Source organism: Halocynthiibacter namhaensis (genome assembly GCF_000812685.1).
Classification (GTDB): Bacteria; Pseudomonadota; Alphaproteobacteria; order Rhodobacterales; family Rhodobacteraceae; genus Halocynthiibacter; species Halocynthiibacter namhaensis.
Genome location: NZ_JWIF01000049.1, coordinates 1 through 11,752 on the forward strand (window position 1 = coordinate 1; position 11,752 = coordinate 11,752).

General features: G+C 54.0%; 11 protein-coding genes. 4 read left to right on the forward strand and 7 right to left on the reverse strand.

Annotated elements, in window-relative coordinates; all coding sequences use genetic code 11:
• The coding region (locus RJ38_RS07240) for an integrase core domain-containing protein (protein ID WP_039017056.1) at nt 1–226 on the forward strand (226 nt) is incomplete at its 5' end.
• Nucleotides 227–488: 262 nt separating this feature from the next.
• Here the strand turns inward: RJ38_RS07240 and upp are convergent.
• The 6 genes from upp to RJ38_RS07270 form a co-directional block, all read right to left on the reverse strand.
• Nucleotides 489–1,121 (reverse strand): uracil phosphoribosyltransferase, encoded by a 633-nt coding sequence (gene upp / locus RJ38_RS07245; protein WP_039018213.1) that lies wholly within the window; start codon nt 1,119–1,121, stop codon nt 489–491.
• Between the two features lie 15 nt (nt 1,122–1,136).
• The gene (locus RJ38_RS07250; protein WP_039018214.1) at nt 1,137–2,114 is read right to left on the reverse strand and encodes an adenosine deaminase; all 978 of its coding nucleotides are present in this window, start codon (nt 2,112–2,114) and stop codon (nt 1,137–1,139) included.
• 6 nt (nt 2,115–2,120) lie between these two features.
• Nucleotides 2,121–3,347 (reverse strand): phosphopentomutase, encoded by a 1,227-nt coding sequence (locus tag RJ38_RS07255; protein WP_039018215.1) that lies wholly within the window; start codon nt 3,345–3,347, stop codon nt 2,121–2,123.
• Nucleotides 3,344–4,636 carry a thymidine phosphorylase gene (locus RJ38_RS07260; protein ID WP_039018216.1) on the reverse strand — a complete coding sequence of 431 codons (1,293 nt, stop codon included), beginning with the start codon at nt 4,634–4,636 and terminating at the stop codon, nt 3,344–3,346. Before RJ38_RS07260 ends, RJ38_RS07255 begins: the two co-directional genes overlap by 4 nt.
• A gap of 3 nt (nt 4,637–4,639) precedes the next feature.
• Nucleotides 4,640–5,041 carry a cytidine deaminase gene (locus RJ38_RS07265; protein ID WP_039018217.1) on the reverse strand — a complete coding sequence of 134 codons (402 nt, stop codon included), beginning with the start codon at nt 5,039–5,041 and terminating at the stop codon, nt 4,640–4,642.
• 61 nt (nt 5,042–5,102) lie between these two features.
• Nucleotides 5,103–6,212 (reverse strand): cupin domain-containing protein, encoded by a 1,110-nt coding sequence (locus RJ38_RS07270; RefSeq protein ID WP_052245265.1) that lies wholly within the window; start codon nt 6,210–6,212, stop codon nt 5,103–5,105.
• Nucleotides 6,213–6,375: 163 nt separating this feature from the next.
• Between RJ38_RS07270 and RJ38_RS07275 the strand changes: the two genes are divergently transcribed.
• From RJ38_RS07275 to RJ38_RS07285, 3 genes are all read left to right on the forward strand, one after another.
• Nucleotides 6,376–8,655 (forward strand): NADP-dependent malic enzyme, encoded by a 2,280-nt coding sequence (locus RJ38_RS07275; protein WP_039018218.1) that lies wholly within the window; start codon nt 6,376–6,378, stop codon nt 8,653–8,655.
• Between the two features lie 202 nt (nt 8,656–8,857).
• The gene (gene prpE / locus RJ38_RS07280) at nt 8,858–10,750 is read left to right on the forward strand and encodes a propionate-CoA ligase PrpE (protein WP_039018219.1); all 1,893 of its coding nucleotides are present in this window, start codon (nt 8,858–8,860) and stop codon (nt 10,748–10,750) included.
• Between the two features lie 499 nt (nt 10,751–11,249).
• Nucleotides 11,250–11,456, forward strand: coding sequence for a response regulator transcription factor (locus tag RJ38_RS07285; RefSeq protein WP_052245266.1), 207 nt, complete (start codon nt 11,250–11,252; stop codon nt 11,454–11,456).
• 38 nt (nt 11,457–11,494) lie between these two features.
• Here RJ38_RS07285 and RJ38_RS07290 read toward each other — a convergent pair.
• Nucleotides 11,495–11,752, reverse strand: a 258-nt coding sequence (locus RJ38_RS07290; RefSeq protein ID WP_039017853.1) for an integrase core domain-containing protein, incomplete at its 5' end; no start/stop codon positions are given.

Genomic DNA, 11,752 nt, shown 5'->3' on the forward strand with positions numbered 1-11,752 from the left:
CAGCTATGACAACGCTCTAGCGGAAAGCACAATCGGTCTGTTCAAAACCGAGGTCATCGATTTTATGGGGCCTTGGAAATCTGTTGGACAGATCGAATGGGAAACCCTGAAATGGGTGAACTGGTACAACAAAAAACGCCTACACAGCAAAATCGATTACATCACCCCCCATGAAGCAGAGGAGAACTTCTATGAAGCCTTGAATGCCGCTGAAAAAGCAGCTTAATATTTGAACCAACAACTCTCCGGTAAAACCGGGGCGGTTCATTTACGGGGGGAACCTGTCCGAGACGGCGGGTGGTTTGGGCGTTCATCATATTCTCACTCATTCAAATTTCGTTACATGCCATATAGAAACCCGGCCCCATTAGGGGAAGCGCAACCCACAGATGTTACAGGGTTTCTCACCGGCTTGTGACGGATGTTTCAGTTTCCGAAACAAAAACGCCCCCACCAAAGCAGGGGCGCATAAAGTCAAGTTGGCGTATTTACTTGGTGCCGAACATCCGGTCGCCTGCATCACCCAAACCTGGTACAATGTAACCCTTATCATTCAGTTTCTCGTCCAAGGACGCGGTGATAATTGGTACATCAGGGTGTGCCTCTTTCATGCGTGCGACACCTTCGGGCGATGCCAACAAGCACAGAAAGCGAATGTTCTTCGCACCAGATTTTTTCAACAAATCAATGGCCGCAACCGAGGAATTCCCTGTGGCCAACATTGGATCCACGGCGATCACAAGGCGGTCTTCCATCGCTTCTGGCACTTTGAAATAATACTGCACCGGTTGAAGCGTTTCTTCGTCACGATACAGGCCAACAAAGCCGACACGCGCAGATGGGATCAGTTCAAGCACCCCGTCAAGCAACCCGTTGCCTGCGCGTAAGATCGAAATTAGCGCAAGCTTTTTGCCTGCCAAAACAGGCGCGTCCATGTCTTGCATTGGCGTCGTGATAGTTTTTGTCGTCATCTCCAATTCGCGCGTGACCTCATAGGCCAGAAGCTGCGAAATCTCACGCAACAATTGGCGAAAACCAGCGGTTGGCGTGCCTTCCTGACGCATCAAGGTCAGCTTGTGTTGCACCAACGGGTGATCAACGATGGTCAGATGCTCGCTCATGGGAGGCTCCTGCGGTTAGGTAAACTGTTTCAAAAGGGCGGCACGCGTGTCTTCATCACAAAACGCCGCCTTCGCTGCCATCTTGTTTAAATCCAAAAACACCTGTTCGTCAAAGCGGAAAACCGTTGCCAGGTCCTGGTATTCCTTGGTCATCGTTGTGTGAAAGAAGGGCGGGTCATCGGTTGAAACAGTGCAATTCACCCCTGCGTCCATCAAACGGACCAACGGGTGGTCGGCCAGTTTCGGATAAACACCAAGGAAAACGTTTGAACCAGGGCAGACTTCCAGCGTCACATCGCGTGTCACCAATTCCTTCACCAATTCGGCATCTTCAATCGCACGCACACCATGGCCAATGCGTTCCACATTCAGACTTAGCGCATCTCGCACGCTTTCTGGACCGCCCCATTCCCCGGCATGCGCGGTCAATTGCAAGCCCGCTTCCCGCGCGCAATCAAAGCTCCATGAGAAATCAGAAAGCTTGCCGGCCTTTTCGTCGCCGCCAATGCCAAGCCCCGTGATGAAATCCCCGGAGGTCTCTGCGGCGCATTTTGCAGCGGCTTTCGCTTTTTCGGGGCCAAAATGGCGGATCGGCGTCGCGATACCGCGCAATTTGATCCCATGTTCTGCTTCGGCCTCAGCGGCGGCCTGCTGCATCGCTGCCAAATATTCCTTCCAAGCGCCGACATCCCCGCCGCCGCAAAAATCTGGGCTGATGAACGCTTCGGTGTAAACCACCCCATGTTGCGCGGATTGTTCTAAAACCGCCTTGGTCAGACGCGCGAATTCCTCAGGGCCGGTCAGAACCTGGGTGGCCACCTCATAGACCTCAAGAAAATGCCAAAAATCGCGATAAGCATAGCCCCCAGTTTCGTCAAATACGCCTTCAAGGCTGATGTTTTTCTCATCTGCCAAACGTCGCGCAAATTCTGGTGGCATTGCGCCTTCAAGATGCAAGTGTAGTTCAATCTTTGGTGTGTTTTGAAATTCCATAGTCCCTCACAAAAAACTTTTCCCAGGCCCAACATCGGGCAAGCCCAGATGCTCCGCGATCGAAGCCGCGATGTCGGAATACGCGACAAGTCCAATCTCGCCCGCCCCTTTGCCCAAAGCGATCACCGGCACCCGTTCGCGTGTGTGGTCACTGCCCCTCCAGGTGGGGTCATTTCCGTGGTCAGCTGTGAAAATCACAAGATCACCTTCGCGCATCCGCGCCTTGATATCCGGCAGACAAGCGTCAAACCATTCCAAAGCCGACGCATAGCCAGACACATCTCGTTGGTGCCCAAACTGGCTGTCAAATTCGACAAAATTCGCGAAGGTAAAGCTGCCCTCAACGGCCTCATCCATCACATCCAAAAGATGCCCCATCAATGCGTGATCATCCCCTTTACGCAAATCATGAATACCGCGCATAGAGAAAATATCGCCAATCTTACCAATAGCATAAACCTTGCGACCTGCGTTATCAGCAACATCACATAGCGTATCTGAAGGTGGATCAATGGCATAGTCACGGCGATTGATAGTGCGCTGAAAACCGGTTTCCACATCCCCAGTGAAAGGTCGTGCAATGACGCGCCCAACCTTCATCTTATGCAACGTCGGAGCAATATCAGCGCATAGTTTTTGCAACCGATCTAGGCCGAAATATTCTTCATGGGCGGCGATTTGAAACACGCTGTCGGCAGAGGTGTAGCAGATGGGCCAGCCGCATTTCACATGTTCTGCGGCGGCCTCCTCAATGACTGCCATGCCGGACCCATGACGGTTGTACAGCGTGCCCTCTGTCCCACACAGCCGGGCAACTTTCGCCATGAGATCCGCGTCAAAGCTAACCTCGTCATCTGGGAAAAAATGCCAATTCCATGGCACCGGCACCCCGGCCATTTCCCAATGCCCTGACGGCGTGTCTTTCCCTTTTGATATTTCCGTGGCCGCGCCCCAAAGCGCCTCTGGCGTGCCAGAGGGTGCGCCGAGCGCGGGGGCTTCAGCCCCTGAAGCGAGGCGCACCGCCGCCCCCAAACCAGCCGCTGCTAGGTGTGGCATATTCAAAGGCCCGTTGCGGTCTTCATTCGCCTGCCCAGCGGCACAAGCCTGCGCAATATGGCCCAATGTATTCGCCCCTGTGTCCGGCAAGTCACCATTAAAAAACTGATCCGCGTCGGGCGCACCACCACAGCCGACCGAATCCAACACGACCAAAAACGCGCGTTTATGCGTCATTCAACTGTCTCCAAAATCAATGGCGTAGGCGCAGCTGTACCAGCTATAACTATTGCCGATAAAACAGCTTTCGCCGCGTGCTCAGCCGCCGCTTCATTTGCGGCATGTACCATCGCCAACGGCCCGCCCTGCTCGACGTGATCACCGACACGTCCCAGCTGGGAAAGCCCCACAGCCATGTCCAATTTTTGCCCGCCATAAAGGCGTCCGCCACCCAAATGCACAACGGCCTCGCCCAGCGCGCGCACATCAATTTCAGAAATGTGACCTGTCTTTTTCGCCTGCACTTCCAGCACAACAGAGGCTTCCGGCAAGCAGGTCTCGCTTACATCAGTAGGGCCGCCCAGGGCCGCAACCATTTTGGCCAAGACCTCGCGGGCCTGCCCCGATGCGATCACCGCGCGGATCATGCTGCGTCCCTTGGCTTCGTCTGTCGCCAGCTTCGCGGCCACCAAAAGCGCGCCGCCCAAAGCCGCAGTCAATTGCAACAACACGCCATCCTGTCGCCCTTCCAGCACACGCAAACATTCGCGCACCTCCAATGCATTTCCAGCAGCGGGTGCCAGGGGCGAATTCATATCCGTGACAAGCGCAAGCGTCGAACATCCCGCCCCTTTTGCCGTACTCACCAACGCATTTGCCAGTTCAGACGCCTCAGACGCGCAGCCCATGAACGCACCGGATCCGCATTTAACATCCAGCACCAAGGTCTCAAGCCCCGCGGCCAATTTCTTCGACAAGATCGACGCTGTGATCAGGTCAATACTTTCCACGGTCGAGGTCACATCGCGCACTGCATAAAGTCGTTTGTCTGCCGGGGCGATATCACCTGTAGCCGAGACAATCGCGCAGCCCAAGCCACCAACCATCTGGCGAAATTTCGTCTCTGACACTTCTGTATTTACACCGGGGATGGCTTCAAGTTTGTCCAGTGTCCCCCCCGTATGCCCAAGGCCGCGCCCTGAAATCATCGGTACATAGGCCCCGCATGCCGCAAGCGCAGGTGCAAGGATCAACGATACGCAATCCCCCACCCCGCCTGTGGAATGCTTATCCACCACGGGACCGGGCAAATCCCAAGTCATCACATCACCGCTGTCACGCATCGCTTCGGTCAACGCCACCCGCCCAGCATCGCCCAGCCCGTTCAAACAGGTCGCCATTGCAAACGCACCGGCTTGGGCGTCGCTTACGGTACCATCACTAAGGCCCCTCGCAAACCAGTGGATTTCCTCAACAGATAAGGTCCGTTTTTCACGCAGCCCCAGAATAATGCTACGGGCATCCATGCCTTAAGCCTTTTCCATATGTTCTTCGGAAAAACGCCCCGGCAGTAAATCCCCAACTGTCATCGATAGGGTTTTGCCTTCCATGGTGGCCATGGTCACAACCACATCGTTGCCCGCGAATTCCGCAATTTTCTGCCGGCAGCCACCACAGGGTGGGACAGGTGCCGGGCTATCGGCCACCACGGTGATTTCAGCAATCTCGCGCCCGCCAGCACAGCACATGGCAGCGATCGCCCCGGCCTCCGCACAGGTGCCTTCAGGATATGCGATATTCTCTACGTTACAGCCCTGAAACAGTTGACCATCTGGCGTTCGCAAAGCGGCCCCAACCAAGAATTTCGAATAGGGCGCATGGGCATTTTCACGCGCGGCTTTGGCACTGGCCAACACTACATCATCGGTCATTTGGGCATCCTTCTTAAATCAGATGCCCAGACTATACCCGCGCCCCGCAGATGCAAGTGTCTTAACGCGTTTGCGTGGTGAAGGCGCCCGGCAAGGAAACCTCAATCAGTTCCAGATCATCCGAAGCCGCACTGTAGCGAGTTTCCATTCCCGGAGGGATCACAAAAGCATCCCCTGCCTCAAGAGAATAAGGATCCTTGCCCTCACCTTCCAAGGTCATCGTGCCGGTTTTCACAAAGGTGAAATGGATATCAGCACTGTGTTTGGACCAGGGTGCGTCCCCATTCGCCGGGCGGATCACCTGTACGCCTGCCACCTCTTTGGTGTTTTCGCAGATCGTGGTATCCCGCGCGTCAAAGCCAGGAATGCGGAAGGGTTTGAACGGGCTTTCTTTACCAACATTATGCACAAAGCGTTGCCCCTGCCATTCACGATCTGGGCGCAGATGCGGGGTTGGCAGTTCCATCTCATGGTCAATCTCAGTGATGTGTTCCGCAGGAACGCCGATCTCTAGCACTTCAATTGCCTCGCTGGCATAGAGCACACGGTGGCGAATTTCAGGGGGCTGAATGAAGCAATCCCCCGCATGCAGACGAATCTTTTCGCCCTGATCTTCATATAAGACGTCAACCCAACCGGCGACGCAGAAGATCAGCTGAAAACCAACCTTATGGTAATGCACCATGTCTGGCACAGGGCCACCATCCGGAATGCGAATGTGGCTGGCAATGATGGACCCACCCAGACGGGTTGGAATCAAATCGCGATAATGCATACCTGCGCGGCCGATCACCCAGGGGGCCTGATCTTTCAGACGACGCACGACAAAAGCGTGTTCGGTTTCTGGCATCACCACCGGTGGGTTCAGTTCATCGATCTCAATCTTCGTCCCGTTGGGCGCCGTCAAAACCCGCGCTCCATCGGCAAAATCATCAGGATTATCCGTAAGAATACGCAAAGTGGCCGGGGCTTCTGCTGCACCCTTTTCAACGCGCAACCGGATACCATGGCCGGAAAAGACCGCGACCTGCGGATTGTCCGCTGGATAGATGCTGTCCATCCGCATCTTTAAGGTCTTGGTGAAGAACGGGATGTCTTTTGGAAGGTGATCCGTTGGAATGCGGATTTCGGCTCTGATTTCCTGATCCACTACTGGGTTACCGTCAGCCATGGTTTTCTCCGTTATTTTAGACTTAAAGCTTTTCAAAACCATGCGGCATTCAAATCCATTTGGCAAGAGTGTTGAATTACCGACGTTAAGCATGCAATATGCGACGAAACAGATAGTTCAACGTTAAACGAGTGTAAAACACACCGCCCCCGGGAGAGACATCATGACTGACAGTCGCGAGAAAAAAACACGCCAGCGCGCGCTGGATTATCATGAGTTCCCCCGCCCCGGTAAGTTGGAAATTCGCGCGACCAAACCTATGGCCAATGGGCGTGACTTGGCCCGCGCTTATTCGCCCGGAGTTGCCGAAGCTTGCCTTGAAATTAAAGCTGACCCTGCAACCGCCGAACGCTATACCGCGCGCGGGAACTTGGTTGCCGTGGTCACCAATGGCACGGCAGTTCTGGGTCTAGGCAATATTGGCCCCCTCGCCTCCAAACCCGTTATGGAAGGCAAAGCCGTTCTGTTCAAAAAGTTCGCCAACATTGATTGTTTTGATATTGAATTAAACGAAACTGATCCAGAACGCCTAGCTGACATTGTGTGCGCCCTTGAACCGACCTTTGGTGCGATTAACTTGGAAGACATCAAAGCCCCCGATTGCTTTATTGTGGAAGACATCTGCCGCAAGCGCATGAATATCCCTGTGTTTCACGATGACCAGCACGGCACAGCAATTGTGGTGGGTGCAGCGGCCTATAACGCCCTGCATGTCGTTGGTAAAAAAATGAGCGACATCAAAGTGGTATCCACTGGTGGTGGTGCTGCCGGTATCGCATGTTTGAACATGCTTCTGTCACTTGGTGTAAAGCGCGAAAACGTGTGGCTCTGTGATATTGACGGCCTTGTTTACAAGGGGCGTGAAAACGAAATGACGCCACAAAAAGCGGCTTTTGCACAGGGTGACACCGCCGCAACGCTTGACGATGTGATTGGCGGCGCAGATCTGTTCCTTGGTCTCTCTGGCCCTGGCGTTTTGAAACCTGAACACGTTGCCAAAATGGCGAAAAGGCCTATCGTCTTCGCCCTTGCGAACCCCACCCCTGAGATCATGCCCGATGACGTGCGTTCCGTTGCGCCCGATGCCATCATCGCCACCGGGCGTTCTGATTTCCCCAATCAAGTCAACAATGTGCTGTGTTTCCCCTTCATCTTCCGTGGGGCTTTGGACGTTGGTGCATCCGAAATCAACGAAGCCATGAAAGTGGCCTGTGTTGAGGGGATCGCAGAACTTGCGCGCGCCACCACATCCGCCGAAGCCGCCGCCGCCTATAAGGGTGAACAACTGACATTTGGCGCTGATTATCTGATCCCCAAACCATTTGATCCACGCCTTATGGGTGTGGTCGCGACCGCCGTGGCACGTGCTGCGATGGAAACAGGTGTCGCCAAGCGCCCCGTGGAATGCCTTGATAAATATAAAGACAACCTAGATGCCTCTGTCTTCAAGTCCGCGATGATCATGCGCCCGGTGTTCCAGGCCGCAGCCACCGCCTCGCGGCGTATCGTTTTTGCCGAGGGCGAGGACGAGCGCGTGCTGCGTGCAGCCAACGCGATGCTGGAAGAAACCACCGACAAGCCCATCTTGATTGGCCGCCCCGAAGTCATCGAGCGCCGGTTGGATCGTGCAGGATTGTCTATTCGCCCAGGGCAAGATTTTGACCTAGTGAACCCCGAAAACGATCCGAGATACCGGGATTATTGGAACACCTATCATAACTTGATGTCACGTCACGGCGTGACCCCGGATCTGGCCAAGGCCATCATGCGCACCAATACCACAGCGATTGGCGCGATTATGGTGCAACGCGAAGAAGCCCACAGCCTGATCTGTGGCACCTTTGGACAGTTCCAATGGCATATGAACTACGTGACGCAAATTCTTGGCACGCAGGAATTGCAACCCGTGGGTGCCTTAAGCCTAATGATCTTGGAAGATGGCCCGCTGTTCATCGCGGATACCCATGTGCACCCAGAACCGACCCCCGCGCAAATCGCCGAAACCGCGATTTCTGCCGCGCGCCATGTGGCCCGCTTTGGCGTAACGCCCAAGATCGCGCTGTGTTCCTATTCACAGTTTGGCAATCTTAACTGCGATACAGGCCGGCGCACCCGTGCTGCAATTGAAATTCTCGACCGTGAGCCACGCGACTTTATTTATGAGGGCGAGATGCATATCGACGCCGCCCTTGACGAAGAACTGCGCGAACGCAGCCTGCCTTGTTCGCGCCTGAAGGGCGCTGCAAATGTCTTGGTGTTCGCCAACACCGATGCAGCATCTGGCGTGCGTAATATTCTAAAAATGAAGGGGAATGGTCTTGAAGTTGGCCCTATCCTGATGGGCATGGGCAATCGCGCCCATATCGTGACACCATCAATCACGGCACGCGGGTTGTTGAACATGTCTGCGGTTGCGGGCACCCCAGTGTCTCACTACGGTTGATCTCATTTTCGCGATGCCTGTGCCCAACAAACTATACAATGAACCCATAGGCTTGGGTTCATTTGGGGGAGGTCCCAACACCAAAGGGATAGATCGTTAGCGCGACATTCAGGCGCAGGTGCCATGGGTCATGCCACTTGATTGCCCCTCCCCCAGGCGCATAAGAAATACAGAGGGACAAAGCCATCTGGGAGGATACCACATGACCTATCGCGAGATCTATGACGCTTGGAAAACCGATCCAGAAGCTTTTTGGATGAACGCGGCCGAGGCAATCGATTGGGTTGAGAAACCTTCCAAAGCGCTGTTTGATGACAAGGCCCCGCTTTATGAGTGGTTTGCGGATGCCAAGGTCAACACCTGCTGGAACGCAGTTGATCGTCATGTTGAAAATGGACGTGGCGAGCAAACCGCGATTATCTATGACAGCCCCATCACCCAGACCAAACGTGAAATTTCATACATTGAGCTGCGCAGTCGCGTCGCCTCTCTTGCTGGTGCGTTGCGCGCGAAGGGCGTGGAAAAAGGGGATCGGGTCATCATTTATATGCCAATGATCCCCGAAGCGCTTGAGGCCATGCTGGCCTGTGCACGTATCGGCGCCGTCCATTCCGTGGTATTTGGTGGCTTCGCCGCCAACGAGTTGGCCGTACGTATTGACGACTGCAAACCAAAGGCGATCCTCGCTGCATCATGTGGGTTAGAGCCAGGACGCACTGTCCACTACAAACCATTGCTGGACGGCGCGATTGATCTAGCAGATCACAAACCAGATTTTTGCGTCATCTTTCAGCGCGAACAAGAGATCGCAGAACTCATCGAGGGCCGTGACTTCAATTGGCATGGCTTCCAATATGGGGTTGAGCCCGCGGACTGTCTTCCTGTCGAGGGCAACCACCCCGCCTATATTCTGTATACCTCAGGCACGACCGGCCAACCAAAAGGTGTGATCCGTCACACAGCGGGTCAACTGGTTGCCCTCAACTGGACCATGAAAAACATCTATAATGTTGATCCCGGTGACGTGTTTTGGGCGGCATCAGATGTGGGTTGGGTGGTTGGCCATTCCTATATCACCTATGGTCCGCTGATCCACGGGAACACAACAATCGTGTTCGAAGGCAAGCCGATCGGCACACCAGATGCCGGTACATTCTGGCGCGTGATCTCTGAACATAATGTCAAAAGCTTCTTCACCGCCCCCACCGCCTTTCGCGCGGTAAAACGCGAAGATCCCAAAGGCACATTTGTGACAAAATACGACTTATCTTGCCTAAAGGCCGTGTATCTGGCCGGCGAACGCGCAGACCCTGCAACAATCACTTGGGCGCAAGACCATTTGAACGTGCCCGTCATTGATCATTGGTGGCAAACCGAAACGGGTTGGGCGATTGCCGCCAATCCGATCGGCATTGAGGAACTTCCAACGAAGCTTGGCAGCCCTGCCGTCGCCATGCCTGGATATGACGTTCAAGTCTTGGACGAAGCAGGTCATCCAATGCCTGTTGGTGAATTGGGTTCCATTGCGATCAAACTTCCCCTGCCGCCTGGCACTTTGCCAACTCTGTGGAACGCGGAAGATCGCTTCAAATCCAGCTACCTTGAACATTTCCCTGGATATTATGAAACCGGTGATGCGGGCATGATCGATGAAGACGGCTATATCTCGATCATGGCGCGCACCGATGACGTGATCAATGTGGCAGGGCACCGCCTGTCGACCGGCGGAATGGAAGAGGTCCTGGCCTCACATCCAGATGTGGCTGAATGTGCCGTCATCGGCGTGTCCGACGCGTTGAAAGGCCAGGCGCCTATTGGGTTTCTTTGCCTGAATACTGGCACCGATCGCCCAGATGAGGACATCGTGAAAGAAGTTGTCAAATTGGTCCGCGAGAAAATCGGCCCGGTTGCGGCGTTCAAACTGGCCTGCGTGGTTGATCGTTTGCCCAAAACCCGATCCGGTAAAATTCTGCGCGCGACAATGGTAAACATCGCGGATGGCACAAGTTTCAAAATGCCTGCGACCATTGATGACCCTGCAATTTTGGACGAAATCCGCGACGCACTTAAAGCGCTAGGATATGCAACCGCGTAGCGAGTGGATCCCCCGGAAATTCCATTTACCCTTGAATTTTCCGTCAAATCGCTACAAATTCGAGTCACAATGATTGTGTTGTGAACAATGGTAATTGGTGATTCGGTAAATGTTTTTCCGCGGGTGCCCCTTTTGTGGTAAGAACTTGTGCGCTCTATCCTCTCTTTCCGAGGGGATGGTTTGACCTATTTAACGCCTCACTTTCACACAGGTTCGATCCCGATTTCACTGCTCGTATCAGCATTTGATACGCATAATCTGCCATCGCTAGGCTGCAATGCCCTGCAAGCAGGTGTACTGCACAGCCAACGCGCGGTGGGTAAAACAAGCGCTTTCGAACACCGCCGACAGCCTGACGTGCCATCCAACGCGATGTTTCAACCCGGCGACAGCGAAGCGGCTTGTCCCCAGAAAAGTTGCCTTTCAGTATTAAGGCATAGCATTCCATCTACGCACCAAGTTGAACTAGTACTGGGCCAAGAAGAAAGGCCGAAGGACCATGAATAAGCCATTGCTGTTAATCGAAGACAGCCCTTCCCTTCAGCTGACCTATGAAGCTGCGCTCAACAAAGCTGGCTATCATGTGCAATCCTGTGAAGCAGGTACAGAAGGCTTGGCTAAATTCGACGAACTCCGCCCTCAGATCGTGCTTCTTGATCTTATGTCCCCAGATCGGCGAGGCATCGAATTCATGCGCGAGATATGAACCGCCCCGGTTTTACCGGAGAGTTGTTGGTTCAAATATTAAGCTGCTTTTTCAGCGGCATTCAAGGCTTCATAGAAGTTCTCCTCTGCTTCATGGGGGGTGATGTAATCGATTTTGCTGTGTAGGCGTTTTTTGTTGTACCAGTTCACCCATTTCAGGGTTTCCCATTCGATCTGTCCAACAGATTTCCAAGGCCCCATAAAATCGATGACCTCGGTTTTGAACAGACCGATTGTGCTTTCCGCTAGAGCGTTGTCATAGCTGTCACCAACGCTTCCCACGGAAGGGTCGATACC

Coding starts and splice junctions, on each gene's coding strand:
- upp (WP_039018213.1), bottom strand. CDS start 1,121: ATGAGCGAGCATCTGACCATCGTTGATCACCCGTTGGTGCAACACAAG.
- RJ38_RS07250 (WP_039018214.1), bottom strand. CDS start 2,114: ATGGAATTTCAAAACACACCAAAGATTGAACTACACTTGCATCTTGAA.
- RJ38_RS07255 (WP_039018215.1), bottom strand. CDS start 3,347: ATGACGCATAAACGCGCGTTTTTGGTCGTGTTGGATTCGGTCGGCTGT.
- RJ38_RS07260 (WP_039018216.1), bottom strand. CDS start 4,636: ATGGATGCCCGTAGCATTATTCTGGGGCTGCGTGAAAAACGGACCTTA.
- RJ38_RS07265 (WP_039018217.1), bottom strand. CDS start 5,041: ATGACCGATGATGTAGTGTTGGCCAGTGCCAAAGCCGCGCGTGAAAAT.
- RJ38_RS07270 (WP_052245265.1), bottom strand. CDS start 6,212: ATGGCTGACGGTAACCCAGTAGTGGATCAGGAAATCAGAGCCGAAATC.
- RJ38_RS07275 (WP_039018218.1), top strand. CDS start 6,376: ATGACTGACAGTCGCGAGAAAAAAACACGCCAGCGCGCGCTGGATTAT.
- prpE (WP_039018219.1), top strand. CDS start 8,858: ATGACCTATCGCGAGATCTATGACGCTTGGAAAACCGATCCAGAAGCT.
- RJ38_RS07285 (WP_052245266.1), top strand. CDS start 11,250: ATGAATAAGCCATTGCTGTTAATCGAAGACAGCCCTTCCCTTCAGCTG.